This window comes from Vibrio olivae, from assembly GCF_042428525.1.
GTDB lineage: Bacteria > Pseudomonadota > Gammaproteobacteria > Enterobacterales > Vibrionaceae > Vibrio > Vibrio olivae.
On the sequence record NZ_JBHMEP010000009.1, the window covers coordinates 35,018 to 56,461 of the forward strand.

Here is a 21,444-nt window from a genome sequence, read left to right on the forward strand (position 1 = left end):
CAACACCAATAAACACAAAGATGGCCCCGTGACAGTCGAGCAAAAACACACCCCCATGATGCAGCAATACCTCAAACTGAAAGCTGAAAATCCAGAGATTTTGCTGTTCTATCGTATGGGCGATTTTTACGAGCTTTTTTACGATGATGCAAAGCGCGCTGCACATTTGCTCGATATCTCACTGACTAAACGAGGCTCGTCAGCTGGCCAACCAATACCTATGGCAGGCGTCCCTTACCATGCTGTGGAAGGTTATCTCGCCAAACTGGTTCAGCTTGGTGAATCCGTCGCGATTTGTGAACAAATCGGTGACCCAGCAACCAGTAAAGGTCCGGTTGAACGTAAAGTCGTACGCATCGTTACTCCAGGAACCGTGACTGATGAAGCCTTGCTCTCTGAACGTGTCGATAACCTAATTGCAGCGATTTATCATCATCAAGGCCAATTTGGTTACGCGACCTTAGATATTACTTCAGGGCGCTTTCAGCTAAGCGAACCACAAGATGAAGAGGCGATGCAGGCTGAGTTACAACGCACCTCTCCACGTGAACTGCTGTTTCCTGAAGATTTTGAACCCGTGCAGTTAATGGAGCACCGAAAAGGTAATCGTCGTCGTCCTGTTTGGGAGTTTGAACTTGATACCGCAAGGCAGCAACTCAATCAACAGTTTGGCACTAAAGATTTAGTGGGTTTTGGGGTTGAGCAAGCACAGTATGGTCTATGTGCAGCAGGTTGTTTAATCCAATATGTGAAAGATACCCAACGCACAGCCCTGCCACACATTCGCTCACTCACTTTTGACCGTCAAGACAGCTCCGTTATCCTTGATGCGGCAACTCGTCGTAATTTGGAAATCACTCAAAACTTAGCCGGTGGCAGCGAAAATACCTTGGCAGAGGTGCTGGATCACACGGCAACACCCATGGGCAGTCGTATGCTTAAGCGTTGGCTTCATCAGCCAATGCGCAATACTGAGGCACTCAATCAACGCCTCGATGCTATAGGCGATATTAAGCACAAGGCCTTATTTGCTGAGTTACACCCAGTGCTTAAACAGATTGGCGATATAGAGCGAATCTTGGCGCGTTTAGCCTTGAGGTCAGCACGCCCTCGCGATATGGCAAGGTTACGTAACGCCATGCAACAATTACCGGATCTTGCCTCTGTCGTGAGTGAGCTCTCGCACCCTTATTTGCAGAAGTTAGCTCAGTACTGCGCACCTCAACAGGAAATCTGTGCACTGCTAGAGCGAGCCATCATTGAAAACCCGCCGGTTGTGATTCGTGATGGCGGCGTGATCGCCAGTGGTTACAACGCTGAGCTTGATGAATGGCGTAATCTCGCGGAGGGTGCCACTGAATACCTTGAAGCACTTGAGCGGGAAGAGCGAGAACGTCACGGCATTGATACCCTAAAAGTGGGCTATAACAACGTTCATGGTTTTTACATTCAGGTCAGCCGAGGACAAAGCCACTTGGTGCCGCCTCACTATATTCGCCGCCAAACCCTAAAAAATGCAGAACGCTATATCATCCCTGAGCTCAAAGAGCATGAAGATAAGGTCCTCAACTCCAAGTCCAAAGCCTTGGCGCTTGAGAAGCAATTATGGGAACAGTTATTTGATCTTCTACTTCCAAATCTTGAGAGTTTACAAAATTTAGCCTCGGCGCTCTCTCAACTCGATGTGTTGCAGAATTTGGCTGAGCGGGCCGAGAGCCTTGACTACTGCCGACCAGAACTCACCGATGATATCGGAGTGCATATTCAAGGAGGGCGCCACCCAGTGGTTGAGCAAGTGTTGGATGACCCTTTTATTGCCAACCCAATTGAACTCTCAGAGCAACGTAAAATGTTGATCATTACCGGACCTAATATGGGAGGTAAATCGACCTACATGCGACAAACCGCCTTGATTGCTCTGATGGCTCATATTGGCGCATATGTCCCCGCAGAGTCAGCACAGATAGGCTCGATTGATCGTATCTTTACTCGTATTGGTGCGTCCGATGATCTCGCATCAGGCCGTTCAACCTTCATGGTTGAGATGACGGAGACCGCGAATATCTTGCACAACGCAACCCAGCGTAGCTTAGTCTTGATGGATGAAATTGGTCGCGGCACCAGCACCTATGACGGCTTATCTCTGGCTTGGGCCAGTGCCGAATGGCTCGCAAAACAAATTGGTGCGTTAACCTTATTTGCAACTCACTACTTCGAATTGACTGAGCTACCCAAGCAAATTCCTGCATTAGCCAACGTGCATCTTGATGCGGTTGAGCATGGTGACAGCATCGCGTTTATGCATGCCGTACAAGAAGGAGCCGCCAGCAAATCTTATGGTTTGGCGGTCGCCGGGCTTGCTGGTGTTCCAAAAAGTGTGATCAAAAATGCACGCGCTAAACTCACACAACTAGAACAGCTCAGTAAAGCAGAAAGCTTGGGAGATTCCAGCCATAATCCGTCGTCCAGTCAAGGGGTCGATGTCGCCAATCAACTGAGTTTAATTCCCGAGCCGAGTGAAGTCGAAGAAGTCTTGGCAAGTATCGATCCGGACGAATTGACGCCGCGCCAAGCCTTGGGTGCTCTTTATCGCCTTAAGCAGTTGTTATAAGACAGCATCTCGCAGAGACCAGTAACGCAATAAATTAAAAAGGCTGCCATCCAGGCAGCCTTTTTAATACATCAAACAGTCGCTAAAGCTTGCGCCTCAACAATAAGACGGCAATCGTCAAAAACACCACACTAGGCGCAATGGCGCCAAAAGCAGGCGGCATTTCGTACACCAAACTCAATGGACCGAAAAATTCACTGGAGATGTAAAACGTAAAGCCGGCAATGACGCCCGATAAAATGCGAGCCCCCATGGTCACGCTACGCAGCGGACCAAAAATAAACGACAGGGCCATCAACATCATCACCGCAATTGAAAATGGTTGAGTGACTTTACGCCACAGTGCCAATTCATAACGGGAAGAATCCTGCTCTGAGGCATCAAGATAAGAGACGTAATCATACAACCCCGTCAGAGACAACTCTTCAGGCTTCACAGTCACGACGGCGAGCTTATCCGGAGCGAGCGTTGTATCCCAACGGTACTCATCGAGGTTTTGTTTGGATATTTCGATATCATTTTGCAAGTTTGTCACTTGTACATCTTTCAACATCCAATGGCTTTGCTCAACAAAGTCCGCTTCTTTGGCATACACGACTGTATCGAGCTTTTTATCCGCATCAAAACGCCACATGCTCAACCCATAGAGTTTATCTTCCTCCACTTTACCGATGAAGATGAAGTCGTTGGCATCTCGCGCCCACACCCCAGCACGTACCGACAGCAACTGCCCTCCAGAGGTGGAGAACGCTCGCATATCTCGCGCCATTTTCTGCGCCTGCGGCGCCCCCCACTGTCCAAGCAGGGTGACAGCTATCATCAAAGGCACGGCGGTTTTGAGTACCGAGGTTCCGATGTTCAATTTCGAAAAACCAGAGGCTTGCATCACCACCAGCTCCGAACTTGAAGCCATCATTCCCAGACCAATTAACGCGCCCAACAGCGCAGCCATAGGGAAAAACATTTCCACATCGCGTGGGATACTCAGCACTACGAAGAACAAGGCTTGTAGCAAATCATAACTGCCCTGCCCAACTTTACGTAACTGCTCAACGTATTTAATGATCGCCGACAGACCAACAAAAGTGGCCAAAACCAAAGAGGTGGTCGCAATAATGGTTCGACCTATATACAAATCAAGAATTTTAAACACAGGTTATGCGGCCTTCTTTTTTCTAAATCGGTCTTTCAGGCGTCGAGCCATGACACTGTCCAATGAGTTGGCAACAATAGCCGTAAACAACAGGGCCGCGTTAATCGGCCACATGCCGACAATGGTCGGAATTGAGCCATCTTCGAGTGCTGATTTCGTTGCACTGATAGCAAGGAAATACGCAAGATAGATCAAAATAGCCGGTCCCATCTTCGCAAAGCGCCCTTGACGAGGGTTAACCGCTGATAGGGGGACAACCAACATCGTCAGCAGTGGAATACACACCACTAACGAAATTCGCCACTGAAGTTCGGCTTGTGCTTCCGGATCAGAGTTTTTAATCAGGTTTATCGTCGGAATCGCTTCCCAATCTCGGCTACGCTGTTTGACTTCACGCTGCCCAATCAGCCCTTGGTATTCATCAAAGGTTGTTGTCATATAATCAACCCGAGTTGGAACTCCTTCATAACGGGTCCCGTCATACATACTAATGACTTGACGACCATCCCCAAGCTCTTTGACTTCTCCAGAGTTAGAGAACATAACACTTGGTAAAATCGAATCCCGAGGCGTTAGTTGGGCAACAAAAACATTGGACAACTTTTTGTTCTGGATGTTGTCAATAAACACCACTGACGAACCGTCCGGCGTACGCTGAAAATGTCCTTTTTGTAGCAGGTCAACGCTGTTTTCGGCTTCAAACTGTTCAAACAGTTGAGCTTCTTTATCCTGCCCCCATGGTGAAAGCCAAAATGCGTTAAACGCCGCTAAACCACCAGTAATCACCGCAAGGTATAACGCGGCACGAATGAGAAATTTATTTCCTATTCCGGTCGCGTTCATTACGGTAATTTCACTCTCGGCGTAGAGACGTCCGAAGGTTAAAAGAATCCCAATAAACAGGCTTAATGGCAGCATTAACAACCCCATTGATGGCATATTTAAACCAACAATAGAGAGAATCATACGGGCAGGAATTTCACCATCCGACGCATCCGCTAACACTCGAATAAATTTTTGGCTGACGAACACCAGAAACAGTACAAAAAAGATCGCTAACTGGCTCTTGAGTGTCTCGCGGATCAAATATCTAACAATAATCACGCTGAAATTACCTATACAAAACTTGTATTTTTAGTCGAATCACTATAGTTTTCCGTTGAACCTTTTATTTTTTAATTTTTCACTAACTGTTAGATTGCTTAATTCAAAGGTTGTTCCCATAAGTATGGCGACCATTATCTAACATTTAGAACTATTTGTCTTTAGGATGTAGGAGTACGCATGGAGTTCAGTGTAAAAAGTGGAAGTCCAGAGAAACAGCGCAGCGCATGTATCGTTGTCGGCGTCTTTGAACCACGTCGCCTTTCTCCAGTAGCAGAGCAACTCGACAAAATCAGTGATGGCTATATCAGCTCACTACTGCGTCGTGGTGACCTAGAAGGAAAACCAGGCCAAGTGCTACTGCTTCACCAAGTACCCGGAGTACTTTCTGAGCGTGTTTTGCTCGTCGGTTGTGGCAAAGAACGCGAACTGGGCGAGCGCCAATACAAAGAAATCATTCAAAAAACCATCAGTACATTGAACGAAACCGGTTCGATGGAGGCAGTATGCTTCCTCACTGAGCTTCATGTCAAAGGTCGTGATACATACTGGAAAGTACGTCAAGCTGTTGAAGCGACCAAAGATGGTCTTTATACCTTTGATCAATTCAAAAGTACCAAGCCGGAAACTCGCCGCCCACTTCGCAAGTTAGTCTTCAACGTGCCGACTCGCCGTGAACTGAGTTTAGGTGAAAAAGCCATTGCTCACGGCCTGGCTGTGGCGTCAGGTGTAAGAGCATGTAAAGACCTAGGTAACATGCCACCAAACGTCGCTAACCCTGCGTATCTTGCCTCTCAGGCGCGCCGCCTTGCTGACGATTACGAGTCCATCACCACTAAAATCATTGGTGAGCAAGAGATGGAAAAACTCGGCATGACCTCATACCTCGCCGTTGGTCGTGGTTCGAAGAACGAATCGATGATGTCAATCATCGAGTACAAAGGTAATCCCGAGCCAGACGCTAAGCCGATTGTCTTAGTCGGTAAAGGCTTAACCTTTGATTCTGGCGGTATCTCACTCAAACCCGGCGCTGGTATGGATGAGATGAAATACGACATGTGTGGTGCAGCTTCAGTATTTGGCGCGATGAAAGCGCTAGCAAAACTGAACTTACCTATTAATGTTGTCGGTGTGCTCGCAGGTTGTGAAAACATGCCGGGCAGCAATGCTTATCGTCCGGGAGACATCCTCACGACCATGTCGGGTCAAACGGTTGAAGTGTTAAACACAGATGCGGAAGGCCGTTTAGTTTTGTGTGATGCTCTCACTTACGTTGAGCGTTTTGAACCTGAATGTGTGGTTGACGTGGCCACCCTGACTGGCGCATGTATTATGGCCCTTGGTCATCACATTTCTGCGGTCATTTCCAACCACAACCCGTTGGCGCATGAAATTATCAATGCTTCAGAGCAGGCCAGCGATCGTGCATGGCGTTTGCCAATGACTGATGAGTACCATGAGCAACTGAAAAGCCCATTTGCAGATATGGCCAATATTGGTGGTCGTCCTGCGGGAACCATCACTGCGGGCTGTTTCTTGTCCAAATTTGCTAAGAAATACAACTGGGCTCACCTCGACATTGCCGGAACCGCTTGGAAATCAGGTGCATCAAAAGGCTCGACGGGCCGTCCGGTCTCAATGCTTGTCCAATTCCTGCTTAACCGCAGTGGCCAAGATAGCGAAGAGTAATTCGAAAAGGGCCGAAAGGCCCTTTTTTGTTGCTGCAATCAATAAGTGAAGCGCCATGTCTAACGCGACTTTTTACATTGTTCCTGAACAATCACCACAGGCCAGCGCCGAAGGTTTCGCTGCCTATGTGGTTTTTCTGGCTCAACACTTTGCCAAGCAAGGGGCTAAGGTTTATCTCAACTGCCAAGATAAGCCCCATGCTGAGCAACTCGCCGAATACTTTTGGCAGCAACCACCCGAGCAATTTATCGCCCATAACCTTGTCGGTGAAGGCCCTAAGTACGCCACCAGTATCGAAATTGGTCATCAAGGGGTAAAACCGAGTTGGAATCGTCAGCTTGTTATAAATGTGGCGGATAATCAGACAACCTTTGCGAACAAGTTTGCAGAGGTGGTAGACTTCGTCCCCTGCGATGAAAAAGCAAAGCAACTCGCAAGAGAAAGGTATAAAATCTATCGTCATGCTGGCTACCAGCTGCAAACCATAGAAATACACTACCCTTAGTCGTCAATCCTTATAGTTAAGCTCTCCAAACAGAGAGTTCACTTATAAAGATTGACAAAGATTAACCTCAACGTATCCATTAAATGAGTACTATGGAAAAGACATACAACCCAACTTCAATTGAACAAGCGCTGTATCAGGCTTGGGAAGAAAAAGGCTACTTTAAGCCACACGGTGACACGACGAAAGCATCATACAGCATCATGATCCCGCCACCGAACGTCACTGGTAGCCTACACATGGGCCACGCCTTCCAAGACACCATCATGGATACTTTAATCCGTGCCGAACGCATGAAAGGCAAGAACACCTTGTGGCAAGTCGGTACTGACCATGCAGGTATCGCAACCCAAATGGTGGTTGAGCGTAAGATTGCCGCGGAAGAGGAAAAAACCAAGCACGATTACGGCCGCGATGCATTTATCGACAAAATTTGGGAATGGAAAGGCCAATCTGGCGGCACCATCACCAAACAGCTGCGTCGCCTTGGTGCTTCTGTTGATTGGGATCGCGAACGTTTCACCATGGATGAAGGTTTCTCCAACGCCGTTCAAGAAGTGTTTGTTCGCCTTTATCAGGAAGATTTGATCTACCGTGGCAAACGTCTGGTTAACTGGGATCCAAAACTGCACACCGCGATTTCTGACCTTGAAGTTGAAAATAAAGATAAAAAAGGTCATATGTGGCATTTCCGCTACCCGCTCGCCGACGGAGCGAAAACCGCTGAAGGCAAAGACTACATTGTGGTTGCGACGACGCGCCCAGAAACCGTTCTTGGCGATACCGGTGTTGCGGTTAACCCAGAAGATCCACGCTACAAAGCTCTGATTGGCAAAGAGATCATTCTTCCATTGGTTGACCGCCGCATTCCGATTGTTGGCGATGAACACGCTGATATGGAAAAAGGCACTGGTTGTGTAAAAATCACGCCAGCTCATGACTTTAATGACTACGAAGTCGGTAAACGTCATCAACTGCCGATGATCAACATTCTCACCTTTGATGCCAATATTCGTGATGAAGCGGAAGTCTTCACTACCAATGGTGAGCCAAGCGAAGCCTACCCAACCACGATTCCGGCCCAATACCAAGGTTTGGAGCGCTTTGCGGCACGTAAAGCGGTTGTTGCTGAGTTTGAACAGCTTGGTTTGCTCGAAGAAATTAAAGATCACGATTTAACCGTCCCTTACGGTGACCGTGGCGGTGTGGTCATTGAACCGATGCTCACCGACCAATGGTACGTGCGCACAGCCCCAATGGCTGAAGTCGCGACTAAAGCGGTAGAAGATGGCGAAATCCAATTCGTGCCAAAACAGTACGAAAATATGTACTTCTCTTGGATGCGTGATATTCAAGATTGGTGTATTTCGCGTCAGCTATGGTGGGGTCACCGTATTCCGGCTTGGTATGACAACCAAGGCAATGTTTACGTGGGTCGCAACGAAGAAGAAGTTCGCCGTAACCATAACCTTGAGTCAGTGATTGAACTGCGCCAAGACGATGATGTTCTGGATACTTGGTTCTCATCTGCATTGTGGACCTTTGGAACTCAAGGCTGGCCAGAACAAACGCCGGATTTAAAAGCATTCCACCCTTCGGATGTATTAGTTACGGGCTTTGACATCATCTTCTTCTGGGTTGCGCGTATGATCATGATGACCATGCACTTCATCAAAGATGAAAATGGCAAACCACAAGTTCCGTTCAAAACCGTTTACGTCACAGGGCTAATTCGTGACGAAAACGGCGATAAAATGTCGAAATCGAAAGGTAACGTTCTTGATCCTATCGACATGATTGATGGTATCGACCTTGAATCTCTGGTTGAGAAACGCACCGGCAACATGATGCAGCCTCAATTAGCGAAGAAGATTGAAAAGAACACACGCAAAACCTTTGAGAACGGTATCGAAGCTTACGGTACTGACGCATTGCGCTTTACGCTTGCGGCCATGGCATCAACTGGACGTGATATTAACTGGGACATGAAACGCCTAGAGGGCTACCGCAACTTCTGCAATAAGCTGTGGAATGCGAGCCGTTACGTCTTGATGAACACCGAAGAGCAAGACTGTGGCTTTGATGCAGGCAGTGAAGTCGTCTACTCCTATGCCGACCGCTGGATCGAATCACAATTTGAATTAGCGGCTAAAGAGTTCAACAACCATATCGATAACTTCCGTTTAGATATGGCGGCCAACACGATTTACGAGTTCATTTGGAACCAATTCTGTGACTGGTACTTGGAGCTAACGAAGCCGGTACTTTGGAAAGGTAACGAAGCGCAGCAGCGAGGCACTCGCCGCACCTTAATCACGGTATTGGAAAAAACCCTACGTCTTGCGCATCCGGTAATTCCTTACATTACCGAAACCATCTGGCAAAGTATCAAGCCATTAGTGGAGGGTGTTGAAGGTGAAACCATCATGCTGCAGGCACTGCCACAGTACGATGAAAATAATTTCCACCAAGAAGCGTTAGATGATATTGAGTGGGTCAAATCTTTCATCACTAGCATTCGTAATATCCGTGCTGAATACGACATCAATCCAGGCAAGCCACTGGAAGTGATGCTAAAAGCGGCAAATAACATTGATGCAGCTCGTGTCAGTGCCAATGAACAAGTGCTGGTGTCACTGGCTAAGCTTGAAAGTATTCGTGTTCTCAATGACGGAGAAGAGACGCCAGCCTGCGCGACCGCGCTTGTGGGCAAATCGGAACTGATGATCCCAATGGCGGGTATCATTGATAAAGATGCGGAACTTGCTCGCCTTGATGGTGAAGTGAAGAAAACGCAAGGTGAAATCAAACGCCTTGAAGGTAAGCTTGGTAATGAAGGTTTCGTGGCGAAAGCGCCTGAAGCCGTTGTTGCAAAAGAGCGAGAGAAGCTCGAAGGTTACAAAGAGACATTGGCGAAACTTGAAGAGCAAAAAGTGACGATTGCTGCTTTGTAAGAAGCCTCACTTTGATATAAAAAAGCAGCGGAAAACCGCTGCTTTTTTTGTTTCTTCATCCTCTGCCAACTAAGGCGATATTTGCGCATCTCGAATTCTCTGCTCAATATCAGGGTGAGTACTTAGCCACTGTGGAAGCTCCAACCCCGGCTGCTGTTTTAGGCGCTCAAACGCCTTCGCCAAGGCCTGGTGATCATCAAACAAACGCATCATCGCTTGGCGCGCAAACGCATCCGCTTGCTGCTCATTGCGGCGAGATTGTTGGTTCGCTAAGAGAAAAACACCCACGCCAGCCATATTATCAATCACACCACTGGCCTCCCCCGTCATCACTGCAACCGCCACCGAGATAATACTTGATTGAACCAAGCGAGTGAGCATATGGCGATGATAGATATGCCCAAGCTCATGCATGATGATGGCGTCAAGTTGACGCGGGTTCTCCATCATAGCCACTAAATCATCGAGAATAACCATTTTGCCGCCGGGTAAAGCAAAGGCGTTACTCTCCCCAGGTGATGACCGGAATTCTATCTCGATAGAAAATGGCATTACAGGTAATTTTTCAAGATAACCTGCCACTCGTGAACGAATAGCGTTTTGCTGATCCATGCTCAATTGTGATGGCTGGTAAATATGGTCGAGCGTGTCCAAAACTTGGTCACCGATGAGAAGACTCCAGCGCTCAGGCAAGGCTTGTGCCGTTTTACTACCCACCCAAGGTAAGGCATAGTGATAACCGGATACAAGGAGTACCAAACACAGAATCCCACTGCTCAGCCAAGCTATCCAGTGACGTTCCAACCAATCAAGCTTCAACGTCCAGCGTTGCTGGGATTTGAGCCACTTATCTAACTCTGACGTTCGCTGGGTAATAAACATACGCCCATCAGGCAACTGCAAACGTATTGGCATGTTGCCGACTGGCGCACTAAACTCAACATCCTGCAGTGGATAACAAAACCGCTGTCCCTCTAAGGCTAAAACCCATTGTTGGCTTCCGACTTCATTTTGTTCAAGATGAAAAAACGCCTCGCAGCGTTGTGAACTGCGAGGCGCGAATGCATGACCCGATAGTTGCATTAACCGATGCCTAGGTTCAGGTCAAAGGCCTGAGCGACTTCATCGGAAACCGCCGAATCAATATCTGAATCTTGGTCTCGTGATACAAGCAACGCCATATCACCAACCACACGAGTATTATCAGCGACATAACGAGAGGCTCTCACCATCGCCCACGGTCTGGCTAAACCAAGCGTCACAAGTTGTAAGAGGAAGTTAGAGAGCATCAACCATATAAAGCTTGAAACCTTAAATTTAGAAATAAACGTCAGTTTAAGTTGGTCATGCTCTTCTTGGCTCAGCACCATCACAGAAAATAAATAGTTACGGACGCGAGTTACGGTATAAGCGGTTAGCGTTAACGTAATCAAAATAAAGCCAAGATACATACCAACCACCGTTATTACAGAGTTCGACCCGATGGTCGCGAACATATCCTGCGCACTGCCATTAAAATCAACACCGGAGAATGAAGACGCCAACATAACCACAGTCAACGCGATAAAGGCTAATACTCCAAAACCCATAGCAGACAAGTAGATTTTAACAAAAACACTCTGCTTAAGCTGCGCTGAAAATGCCCAATCCCCGTAACGGTAACCGTTGACGAAATATTGCGTAATGCCAAACACTACCCACGAGTATAATACGGCCATTAAGATCAGCGCTCCGATAGCCATGACTAACCCGAAACCAAATGAGGCATGAAATGCGCCTGCAACCAAAGCACAATATACCGCGAGAATAACAAGTGCCCCTAGAGCTCGTCCCAGAATAACCGCGTACGCCTTAGACAGTTCTCCGGCAAAAGAAAAATGGACATTACGAAAACTGGTCATTGCCGAATCAAAGCGTGCGTTACTCCAAAGTAGCCAAGGGATCGCAACGTAAAACGCCAATATGAGCACTAATGAGACGACCGGATTAAATTGCCCAAGCAACGCCCAAACCAATAGACATAGTAGAGCCACTAAGCGCCCTTTTAGAATTTGTAGCGGTTTCGCATGATATTCAAATACATCACCGGCTAATTGCGTATTACCATAAAAATAACGTTTGGTACGCACTTTTGCCCACGCAGAATAAATACCAAGAGTAACAATCGAAAGTAATATATTAACGATCCAAATACCAAAAAAAGCCCCCCCTTGACCTTTAAAGATCAGGGGGTTTATATGTTGTTTATTATCCATGAATTTGTTTTTCCTGACGTTGTTATTATTTTTGCTAGCGACAAAAATAAGCAAATATTTGCCTATTTAGAATACCAAGTGTTCAGGAAACATTCATCATACTAATACAATTGCATGGATAAAATTCACAAAAAAATACACCATATAATTATTACTTTTATCAATATTTAGCCAGAGGAAAGAACCGTCCGTCTAAACAATTCTATTGAGCCGCTCACCTCGTTCAAAGGCGGCAATATTCTGTATTAAAATCTCGGCGAGACGCGTTATTGAAGAGTCACTCCCCCAGGCAACGTGCGGAGTTAAAAGTAAATTAGGCAGCGACATGTTCGCTAATAAAGGATTGGACATATCAGCAGGTTCCGCACTAAATACATCAACACCAGCCCCTGCGATGATTTGTTCAGTCAATGCCTCCACTAATGCCTGCTCATCAACTAACCCACCACGCCCAGTATTAATTAAAATGGCCGACGACTTCATCGTTTTTAGCTCACGTTGACCGATCAAATGGTGCGTGTCCTCATTCAACGGGCAATGTAGCGTCAAAACATCACTTTGCTGAAGTACCTGTTCAAACGGTGTCAATCCAGTACGACAACGGGTTTCCCCCTTACGCTCAGCAAACAGGACATTCATACCAATTGCTTTGGCCAGTTCAGCTGTTGCTTGCCCCAAAGCACCTCGGCCAATAACGCCTAGCGTACTTCCGGAGATATCATTAATCGGATGAGTAAAAAAGCAAAACTGCCCGTTACGCTGCCACTCACCATTAGCAATATCTTGATGATAGGCAAATAAGTTACGTCGTAAAGCAAACATCATTGCAATCACATGTTCGGGAACAGATTGGGTTGCATACCCCTGAATGTTGGTGACCGCAATATGACTTTTTCGGCATGCCTCAATATCGACGTTGTTATAGCCAGTCGCAGAGACAGCAATCAATTTGAGATCGGAAAGCTGAGTGAGCAGATCACCTTTGAGTTCCACTTTATTGGTAATCACGATCGCCGCATCATAAATACGCTCAAGCACTTGCGATGGCGCGGTGGTATCGTACTCGACCCATAGATGCTCAAACGGCAAATGAGGCAAATGGATATGGGAAGGAATGGTGGCACGGTCCAGAAAGACCACTTTGGGTAACGTCATTTTTTATTCTCCTTATTCGCTACCCAAGTTCCCCAGACTAAGGGGTGGGCAGAGTTTTATAATCTGGCAGTGTTTTCTCAGCGTCAAAATGCTCAAAGATCATCGCTTGGGCTTGCGGATAAAAATCACAGGCAACAAATAAGCTACTTAACTCGTGACTTCGAGGATGATAAAAACTCAACTCAGCGGCGTGAAGCTCTAACCTATCAGAAAATTCAAATGCTTGCTCGGATGCATAAAACTCATCCCCAACAATAGGGTGCCCTAAAGCCTGCATGTGAACGCGTAATTGATGCGAGCGCCCTGTCACAGGTAGCAAGCGGACTAGGGTTGTCTGGGCTTCGCGTTCTACCACTTGATAATAGGTTTTGGCGGGCTTTCCTTGTTGATAACACACTTTTTGCTTGGGGCGATTGGGCCAATCACCTATCAGTGGGAAATCGAGCTCGCCTTGCTCATGATTCACCGCCCCCCAAACTCGCGCATAGTACACTTTATGAGTTAATCGGTATTGAAACTGCTTTTTTAGCGCCGACTCTGCCCATTTGTCTTTAGCAAGTACCATCAAGCCTGAGGTATCCATGTCGAGGCGATGCACAACCTGTATGCTGGGATGTGTTTCTTGTAAGCGACGCCACATACTGTCTTGATGCTCAGGCAAACGGCCAGGAACCGACAGCAGGCCAGACGGCTTGTTGACTGCCAAAATATGTTCGTCTTCATAAATGATCTCAACCCACGGCTCAGTAGGAGGGTGGTATTCATGCATCGCCATTCAATGTGTCCCGTCACTAAAAACGTCGCGATTATACCAGAGTCCTTTCAAGCTCGAATGGCTAATTGTCAACCTAAAACTGCTATTTCTGAAAAAATGTAAATTTAGTTTGACACAAAAGTCATATGTGATATCCATACCATCTATTGACAAAAAACTATAAAACAATAATCAAGCACACGTATAAGGATTAACCCATGGAGAATGCTGCCGAGTACCGGCCCGCCGAAGAGCGAGCTCCCTTGTCACAATTGATCAAATCTTTAGGCCCCGGCGTCATGACCGCGGCTGCCGCGGTAGGTGGCTCACACCTCGTCGCATCGACTAAAGCGGGTGCCATTTATGGTTGGCAACTTGCTGCGCTCATTTTGCTCGTAAACCTTTTTAAATATCCGTTTTTTCGAGCTGGTGTTCAATACACGATGGGAACCGGGCAAAGTTTAGTTGAAGGCTACTCAAAACTTGGCCGTCCTTACCTGTGGGTTTTCATGGCTCTGGCCAGTATTTCAGCTGTGGTAAATACCGCAGCACTGGCGCTATTTAGTGCAAGTCTACTGGGCTACTTTATTCCATTTGATCTCTCAATGAGTGCCCTGAGTGCTATTGTGCTGGTTACCTGCTTAGTCATTTTATTTGCCGGTCACTACAAAGCCCTCGATTCACTGTCAAAAATCATCATGGCTGTATTAACCATCGCGACACTTAGCGCGGTAATGGTTGCCTTTTCAAGCGATGCTCAACCAGTGGCATCGGCTGCAGTAGAAGAACCTTCGCCATGGACCATCGCCGCGATCGGCTTTATCGTCGTCACCATGGGGTGGATGCCTGCACCCATTGAAATTTCAAGCCTGACCTCAATGTGGCTCAAGAGCCAGAGTTCACATCAAGCGGTCACCGCACGTTCTGCTTTGTTCGACTTTAATGTTGGCTACATTGGCACTGCGCTACTGGCGATTGTATTCCTGTCATTAGGCGCGTTGGTTCTGCACGGTTCTGGTGTTGAACTGTCTAAATCAGGGATTGGATTTTCACATCAGTTAGTGGGTATGTACGCATCGACGATTGGTGAGTGGTCACGCTACCTTATTGCTGTCATTGCATTTTTCTGTATTTTTGGCAGTACCATTACGGTGATTGATGGCTATGCTCGTGTCGTGTCTGAATCTCAGCGTTTGCTGCGTAACCAACCGGAAATGAACCCTAAAACAACCCAAAATTGGATGTGGTTCATCTCAGCACTCGCGCTTGGCATTATCGTATTTTGGGCATCAGCCCTACTACCCATGTTGAACTTCGCGATGGTACTGGCGTTTGTCACCACGCCGTTCTTTGCCTTGCTTAACTTTATTTTGGTCACCAAAACACCACTCCCCAAAGCCTTGGCTGTAGGGAACAAGCTGAAGCTTCTTTCCGTTATTGGTCTGATTTATCTCTTTGGCTTCCTAGCGCTGTTTGTTTGGTGGAAGTGGATCATGTAATTGCACATGACATCGACAAAAAAGGCCTTCAAATGAAGGCCTTTTGCGTATCTGGAAAGTAGATTTAGTTATGCGATACGACGATGACGCGTAACGAATCAAGCTGATACTGAGCACGAGAAATGTAACCATTAAGCGTGTTAATTTGCTCGTCAAGGCTTTCAATTTCTTCATCACGGATGTTTGGGTTAACCGCTTTTAATGCTTGTAAACGTTCAAGCTCGGCATTGAGGCGGCTATGCATATCACTCTGTGCTTGCTGTCTCACCTCATCAACTTTGGCTTCGATTAACCCTTCACCGACCTCAATCAGATGGTGCAACTGAGGCTGAACAGAGGTGACAAGTTTACTCGCCAGATGACGATTAACAGGACTCAATTGACGGTTAAAACCATCAAACTCGACTTGATGCGACAGATCGTTCCCTTTCTGATCAAGCAGAAGGCGAATCGGTGTCGGTGGAAGGAAACGGCTAATACCACTGCTTTTTGGCGCTTGTGCATCAACCACAAATACCAATTCAAGCAGGACAGTGCCCACGGGTAGCGCTTTATTTTTTAGCAGCGATACCGCGGAAGTGCCCACACCTTCACTCATCAGAAGATCAATGCCACCTTGAATCATTGGATGTTCCCAACTGATAAAGTGAATATCTTCTCGTGCGAGCGCGGTGCTGCGTTCAAAGGTGATGGTTGCCCCTTCATACGGTAACCCCGGATAACTTGGTACCATCATATGTTCTGACGGCGTGACGACCAGAGCATTATCGCCTTTGTCATCTTGGTTTAGACCAATGGTATCAAACAGGCTCAGCGCAAAAGTCACTAGATTGGTATCGCCGTCGGTTGCGGCGATACGCTCAACAATCTCGTGAGCTCGCTCACCGCCATTTGAGTGCATTTCCAGCAGGCGATCACGCCCTTGCTCAAGCTGTGCTTTTAATGATTTATTCAGTTTCGAAGATTGTTCAATCACATCATCCAGCGCTTCAGTATTCCCTGTCGCCAACATTTCAATCAGCGTTGTATCAAACTGGTCATAGACCGTGCGGCCTGTTGGGCAAGTTTCTGCAAATGCATTTAAGCCCTCATTAAACCAGCGAGCTAAGATACTTTGTGAGGTCCCCTCAAGATAAGGAACATACACTTCGATATCACGCGCTTGTCCAATACGGTCCAAGCGTCCAATTCGCTGTTCTAAAAGATCAGGGTTGAATGGTAAATCGAACATCACCAGCTGATTCGCAAACTGGAAGTTGCGTCCTTCAGACCCAATTTCACTACAAATCAGAACTTGAGCACCGCCCTCTTCTTGAGCGAAATACGCCGCCGCTTTATCACGTTCTAAAATCGACATTCCTTCATGGAAAACGGTCGCCCGAATGCCTTCTCGCTCACGTAACGCTTGCTCAAGCTGCAAAGCCGTACTAGCGCGCGAAGCAATGACCAAGATTTTTTCGCTGCGCTTTTCGGTGATTTTATCCAAAAGCCAATTCACTCGAGGATCAAATTGCCACCAGCTGGTTTCTTCCCCTTCAAACTCTTGGAAAATCTCCTCTGGATAGAGGTTTTTCACCGCACGTGCTTCCTGGCTAATTTTGCCACCAATCATGTTGGCGACACGCATTGAAGTGGTGTATTGAGATGGAATCTCCATCGGTAGCAAGTGAACATGACGCTGAGGAAAACCTTGCACTGCCGCTCGAGTATTACGGAACAAGACGCGTCCAGTTCCATGGCGGTCCATCAAGTTATCGATCAACTCTTGGCGCGCTTGAGCTTTTTCTTCGTCACTCACTTCGCCACTAAGAATCCGGTACAAAGGTTCTACATCTTGTTCTGAAAGTAGTTCGGTTATCTTATTTTTTGCGTCATTTTGAAGCTCTTCGCCCGAAAAGAGTGCAGCAACGGCGTCAGCCACTGGTTCGTACTGCTGCTCTTCTTCGACAAACGCGTGATAGTCATAAAAGCGGTCAGGGTCAAGCAACCGCAGGCGCGCAAAGTGACTTTCACGACCAAGCTGCTCCGGGGTTGCGGTCAGAAGTAAAACGCCGGGAGTGCTGTTGGCCAGCCCTTCTATGACTTGATATTCACGACTTGGGTTATCCTGGCTCCATTCAAGGTGATGAGCTTCATCGACCACCAGTAAATCCCACTCCGCATCCAAAGCTTGTTGGTAGCGTTCGCGGCTTTTACGCAAGAAATTGAGTGAACATAGAACGTATTGCTGAGTTTCAAATGGGTTTTCCCCTTCAGCAACGCTCTCGACACAACGTTCCTCGTCAAAGATAGAGAAGTGCAAATTAAAACGCCGGAGCATTTCAACCAGCCATTGATGCTGTAAGGTCTCAGGAACCACAATCAATATTCGCTCAGCACGCCCAGACAACACTTGCTGGTGAATAATCATGCCGGCTTCAATGGTTTTTCCCAGCCCGACTTCATCGGCCAGTAAAACACGTGGTGCATGACGGCGGCCCACTTCATGGGCAATGAACAGCTGGTGAGGAATCAAACCAGCACGCATACCACACAAGCCACGCATTGGGCTACGATGCTGCTGATACTGATTGGTTAATGCACGATAACGCAGCACAAAGTTATCCATGCGGTCAATTTGACCAGCAAACAGCTTATCTTGAGGTTTGTTAAAGCGAATTTGATGGCTGAGCATAATCTCACGTAGCTCAACCCCTTGTTGTTCGGTGTCGGAACGAGTCCCCACATAGGTGACGACGCCACTGTCTTCGACTACCTGTTCGACAGTCAGAAACCAGCCTTGTTGACTCTCCACTTCATCACCGACATTAAAAGTCACTCGGGTCACTGGCGCATCATGACGAGCGTAGACTCGATTCTCTTCTGATGCTGCAAACATTAGAGTGACCGTACGCCCATCAAGCGCGACGACCGTCCCTAATCCCAAATCACTTTCCGTATCGCTGATCCAGCGTTGCCCCAAAGCAAATGTCATGAATCGACTACCTCACCTATATCAATTGGAAATTAAGCGTGTTGCTATCTTAAAGCTTCTGCTACCAGAAAAAAGTCACAAATCTATGAATTTAGCGTTATATCTGGCTGAGAAAAAAGGTCGATAATATTACTGCAAGCCGTGATACAGGTCACGAACAAACACCTTAAAAGCCAGGATTTTTTTTCGTCCTTTTGTGTGACTTCAAAATGTCACAATTCAATGGCAAATCTAATCTTGAGTGTAGTCAAATTTGCATATACTCAACATTGAATAGGACGCCTAAGTAACTTGGTTTTATGTCACAGGCTAAGGATTTTTAGCATCAGACATAAGCTGAATGGCACAAGTTATGCTTATTCAAAAACGGAACCATACGGGTTTGCAGCTTGTCATTGATTACTTCTGCTAGTCCGCTGAGCGAAAGTAATCTGCCCTGCGCAAACATCTATTGCTAAGCATGCCGCATTGCGGCAAGGAGACGCTTATGGGCGATACCGATCGGAAACTGTTTGTGCTCGACACAAATATTCTGCTTCACGAACCTCTTGCCATTTACTCCTTCCAAGAACACGATGTGGTCATTCCCATGACCGTCCTAGAAGAGCTTGACCGAATCAAAGACAGTAAACGTGACGTCGCACGGGATGCGCGAGTCGCGATTCGAGCACTGGAAGATTTATTCCGCGAAGCAACCCCAGATCAGATATCCGAAGGCATACCTTTTTCCAAAGATGGCATGGCCACAGGACATATTTCCATCCTCGCCGATTTTGAACTGCAAGAAACCGTTAAAGCCTTTGCCGATAAAGCAGGTGATAACCGTATACTTAACGCCGTACTCTACTTACAAAACAAACGAGCTCCCCGTGAAGTGGTCTTGATCACCAAAGACATCAACATGCGATTACGGGCAAAAGGAGCCGGTGTCCGCTTTGTTGAAGACTACCGTACCGACCAATTGATTGATGATGTTCAGTACTTAACCAAAGGTTTCCAGCAGATTGAAGGCGATTTCTGGAGCAACATTAGTGAAGTCCACACCCAAAACTACGCCGGAAAAACCTACCATACCTTAGCGCGAGAACCGTTTGAACCCACTTATATCAACCAATATGTGATTGATGAAGAGAGCGATTTTGCCGGACGTGTTGAAGACATAACGCCAGAGGAAATTACGATTCGTGATCTCAGCCGTGAGCACATGATGCATCGCCGTGCTTGGGATATTTCACCCAAAAATGTCTACCAAGCCATGGCACTCGATGCCTTGCTTGACCCCGACATAGACCTGGTCATTCTGACCGGTGCAGCAGGAAGCGGTAAAACATTGCTCGCGATGGCAGCTGCGCTTGAACAAACCATCGAAAAGAATCAGTTTGATAAAATCATCGTCACCCGTAACACTCCTGACATCGGTGAGTCGATCGGCTTCTTACCGGGTTCGGAAGAAGAGAAAATGATGCCTTGGCTTGCCGCAGTCACGGATACACTCGAAGCGCTGCATAAAAATGATCACTGTACTGAAGGCTCGATGAAATACATCTGTGACAAAGCCAATATTCAGTTCAAATCCATTAACTTTATGCGTGGACGTTCAATTCAAAATGCATTCGTGCTGCTAGATGAGTGTCAAAACTTAACCGCTTCACAGATCAAAACAATCATCACTCGCTGTGGTGAAGGAACAAAAATTGTCTGCTCAGGTAACCTAGCGCAGATTGATTCCCACTATCTAACGCCTGTCACTTCCGGTTTAACGTACATGGTTGAACGCTTTAAGAACTTTGAAGGCAGCGCCAACATTCACTTAAACGGTGTGGTGCGCAGTCGTTTGGCCGAGTTTGCAGAAGAAAACCTCTAGCCTTTATACGATGCGGAAGCTCTTTACTGTAGAGTTTCCGCATTTCGTCTCAATCCCCTCATCGCATACACTCTTTGTCTCATCAGCAATACTCCCCCATAGCATGACTTGCACTTTTTGTTTCAAATTGTTTCAATGAAATTTAGGTCATCGTCTCACTTACGCTAATGCTTTAGGAGCGCTTATGATACCGACTTGGGTCACCGTGATTGCATGGATATCGATTCTTCTTGGCTTGACCTCTAGCCTCATCATCATCAGAGATGTTCGCCAGCGCCCGCAACCGATGAAAATTATGAACTGGGTATGGCCCCTGTGTGCGTTGTTTGGTCATTTGCTATTAGCTTGGTTCTATTTTCGCTACGGTCGTGCGAATCCAGAACATCAACATCAACATCAACATCAACATCAACATGATTCTACCCCGTCATTGGTGCAAGTTATCAAGGGAGCGCTGCACTGCGGCAGTGGCTGTACATTAGGTGATATCATTGCTGAAAGCCTTGCTTTCCTGCTCCCTTCTCTCGCAATCTTATTTGGTTGGCACTGGTTATTTGCCGATAAGATTTTTGCGGTCTGGGGGTTAGACTTCGTTATCGCATTTGCCTTGGGCATTATCTTTCAATACTTTGCGATTAAACCGATGCGAGATATCAGTCGCCGCCAAGCGATCTTCGAGGCACTCAAAGCTGACTTTCTTTCGTTGACGGCTTGGCAAGTTGGTATGTATGGGTTTATGGCGTTCGCCCATTTCTATCTTTTTGCACAGGTACTCAATACCCCTCTACAAGTCACTTCCGTCAGCTTTTGGTGGATGATGCAACTGGCGATGCTGTGTGGATTAGTAACGGCGATCCCGGTCAACTATGTGCTCATTCGTCAGGGAATAAAAGAAGCGATGTAAACGCATTTATAATCACAACTTTG

At 46.9% G+C, this 21,444-nt stretch carries 14 protein-coding genes; 7 read left to right on the forward strand and 7 right to left on the reverse strand.

Going from position 1 to position 21,444, the window contains the following annotated elements:
• Window positions 1-28 precede the first annotated feature (28 nt).
• Window positions 29-2,611, forward strand: coding sequence for a DNA mismatch repair protein MutS (mutS, locus tag ACFFUV_RS19270; protein WP_390196097.1), 2,583 nt, complete (start codon window positions 29-31; stop codon window positions 2,609-2,611).
• Window positions 2,612-2,693: 82 nt separating this feature from the next.
• Here mutS and lptG read toward each other — a convergent pair whose 3' ends face one another.
• Entirely contained in the window at window positions 2,694-3,764 is a 1,071-nt protein-coding gene (gene lptG / locus ACFFUV_RS19275) for an LPS export ABC transporter permease LptG (protein ID WP_390196100.1), read from the reverse strand.
• Between the two features lie 3 nt (window positions 3,765-3,767).
• On the reverse strand, window positions 3,768-4,868 hold the full coding sequence (gene lptF / locus ACFFUV_RS19280) for an LPS export ABC transporter permease LptF (protein ID WP_390196104.1): 1,101 nt from the start codon (window positions 4,866-4,868) through the stop codon (window positions 3,768-3,770).
• Window positions 4,869-5,048: 180 nt separating this feature from the next.
• On the opposite strand from lptF, the gene pepA reads away from it, so the two are divergent.
• The 3 genes from pepA to ACFFUV_RS19295 all read left to right on the forward strand — a co-directional run bounded on the left by pepA (window position 5,049) and on the right by ACFFUV_RS19295 (window position 10,016).
• The gene (gene pepA, locus ACFFUV_RS19285) at window positions 5,049-6,557 is read left to right on the forward strand and encodes a leucyl aminopeptidase (protein WP_390196110.1); all 1,509 of its coding nucleotides are present in this window, start codon (window positions 5,049-5,051) and stop codon (window positions 6,555-6,557) included.
• Between the two features lie 55 nt (window positions 6,558-6,612).
• Window positions 6,613-7,062: a DNA polymerase III subunit chi gene (locus ACFFUV_RS19290; RefSeq protein ID WP_390196113.1), complete on the forward strand. Its 450-nt coding sequence runs from the start codon at window positions 6,613-6,615 to the stop codon at window positions 7,060-7,062.
• Between the two features lie 92 nt (window positions 7,063-7,154).
• Window positions 7,155-10,016 (forward strand): valine--tRNA ligase, encoded by a 2,862-nt coding sequence (locus tag ACFFUV_RS19295; RefSeq protein ID WP_390196116.1) that lies wholly within the window; start codon window positions 7,155-7,157, stop codon window positions 10,014-10,016.
• 69 nt (window positions 10,017-10,085) lie between these two features.
• Here ACFFUV_RS19295 and ACFFUV_RS19300 read toward each other — a convergent pair whose 3' ends face one another.
• The 4 genes from ACFFUV_RS19300 to rluA form a co-directional block, all read right to left on the reverse strand.
• Entirely contained in the window at window positions 10,086-11,099 is a 1,014-nt protein-coding gene (locus tag ACFFUV_RS19300) for a M48 family metallopeptidase (RefSeq protein WP_390196119.1), read from the reverse strand.
• Entirely contained in the window at window positions 11,099-12,271 is a 1,173-nt protein-coding gene (locus tag ACFFUV_RS19305) for a YjgN family protein (RefSeq protein WP_390196122.1), read from the reverse strand. The genes ACFFUV_RS19300 and ACFFUV_RS19305 overlap by 1 nt, the downstream gene beginning before the upstream one ends.
• A 192-nt stretch (window positions 12,272-12,463) precedes the next feature.
• The gene (locus ACFFUV_RS19310; RefSeq protein WP_390196125.1) at window positions 12,464-13,426 is read right to left on the reverse strand and encodes a D-2-hydroxyacid dehydrogenase; all 963 of its coding nucleotides are present in this window, start codon (window positions 13,424-13,426) and stop codon (window positions 12,464-12,466) included.
• Between the two features lie 37 nt (window positions 13,427-13,463).
• Window positions 13,464-14,201: a bifunctional tRNA pseudouridine(32) synthase/23S rRNA pseudouridine(746) synthase RluA gene (gene rluA, locus ACFFUV_RS19315; protein ID WP_390196128.1), complete on the reverse strand. Its 738-nt coding sequence runs from the start codon at window positions 14,199-14,201 to the stop codon at window positions 13,464-13,466.
• Window positions 14,202-14,398: 197 nt separating this feature from the next.
• On the opposite strand from rluA, the gene ACFFUV_RS19320 reads away from it, so the two are divergent.
• Complete coding sequence (locus ACFFUV_RS19320; RefSeq protein WP_390196131.1) at window positions 14,399-15,679, forward strand: NRAMP family divalent metal transporter; 1,281 nt, start codon at window positions 14,399-14,401, stop codon at window positions 15,677-15,679.
• 64 nt (window positions 15,680-15,743) lie between these two features.
• Here the strand turns inward: ACFFUV_RS19320 and rapA are convergent, their stop codons facing one another.
• On the reverse strand, window positions 15,744-18,653 hold the full coding sequence (rapA, locus tag ACFFUV_RS19325; protein WP_390196134.1) for an RNA polymerase-associated protein RapA: 2,910 nt from the start codon (window positions 18,651-18,653) through the stop codon (window positions 15,744-15,746).
• Between the two features lie 487 nt (window positions 18,654-19,140).
• Between rapA and ACFFUV_RS19330 the strand changes: the two genes are divergently transcribed.
• Both ACFFUV_RS19330 and ACFFUV_RS19335 read left to right on the forward strand, forming a co-directional pair.
• Window positions 19,141-20,517, forward strand: coding sequence for a PhoH family protein (locus ACFFUV_RS19330; protein WP_390196137.1), 1,377 nt, complete (start codon window positions 19,141-19,143; stop codon window positions 20,515-20,517).
• A gap of 184 nt (window positions 20,518-20,701) precedes the next feature.
• The gene (locus tag ACFFUV_RS19335; RefSeq protein WP_390196140.1) at window positions 20,702-21,421 is read left to right on the forward strand and encodes a DUF4396 domain-containing protein; all 720 of its coding nucleotides are present in this window, start codon (window positions 20,702-20,704) and stop codon (window positions 21,419-21,421) included.
• Window positions 21,422-21,444: the final 23 nt, after the last annotated feature.

Coding starts and splice junctions, on each gene's coding strand:
- pepA (WP_390196110.1), top strand. CDS start 5,049: ATGGAGTTCAGTGTAAAAAGTGGAAGTCCAGAGAAACAGCGCAGCGCA.
- ACFFUV_RS19290 (WP_390196113.1), top strand. CDS start 6,613: ATGTCTAACGCGACTTTTTACATTGTTCCTGAACAATCACCACAGGCC.
- ACFFUV_RS19295 (WP_390196116.1), top strand. CDS start 7,155: ATGGAAAAGACATACAACCCAACTTCAATTGAACAAGCGCTGTATCAG.
- ACFFUV_RS19300 (WP_390196119.1), bottom strand. CDS start 11,099: ATGCAACTATCGGGTCATGCATTCGCGCCTCGCAGTTCACAACGCTGC.
- ACFFUV_RS19305 (WP_390196122.1), bottom strand. CDS start 12,271: ATGGATAATAAACAACATATAAACCCCCTGATCTTTAAAGGTCAAGGG.
- ACFFUV_RS19310 (WP_390196125.1), bottom strand. CDS start 13,426: ATGACGTTACCCAAAGTGGTCTTTCTGGACCGTGCCACCATTCCTTCC.
- rluA (WP_390196128.1), bottom strand. CDS start 14,201: ATGGCGATGCATGAATACCACCCTCCTACTGAGCCGTGGGTTGAGATC.
- ACFFUV_RS19320 (WP_390196131.1), top strand. CDS start 14,399: ATGGAGAATGCTGCCGAGTACCGGCCCGCCGAAGAGCGAGCTCCCTTG.
- rapA (WP_390196134.1), bottom strand. CDS start 18,653: ATGACATTTGCTTTGGGGCAACGCTGGATCAGCGATACGGAAAGTGAT.
- ACFFUV_RS19330 (WP_390196137.1), top strand. CDS start 19,141: ATGGGCGATACCGATCGGAAACTGTTTGTGCTCGACACAAATATTCTG.
- ACFFUV_RS19335 (WP_390196140.1), top strand. CDS start 20,702: ATGATACCGACTTGGGTCACCGTGATTGCATGGATATCGATTCTTCTT.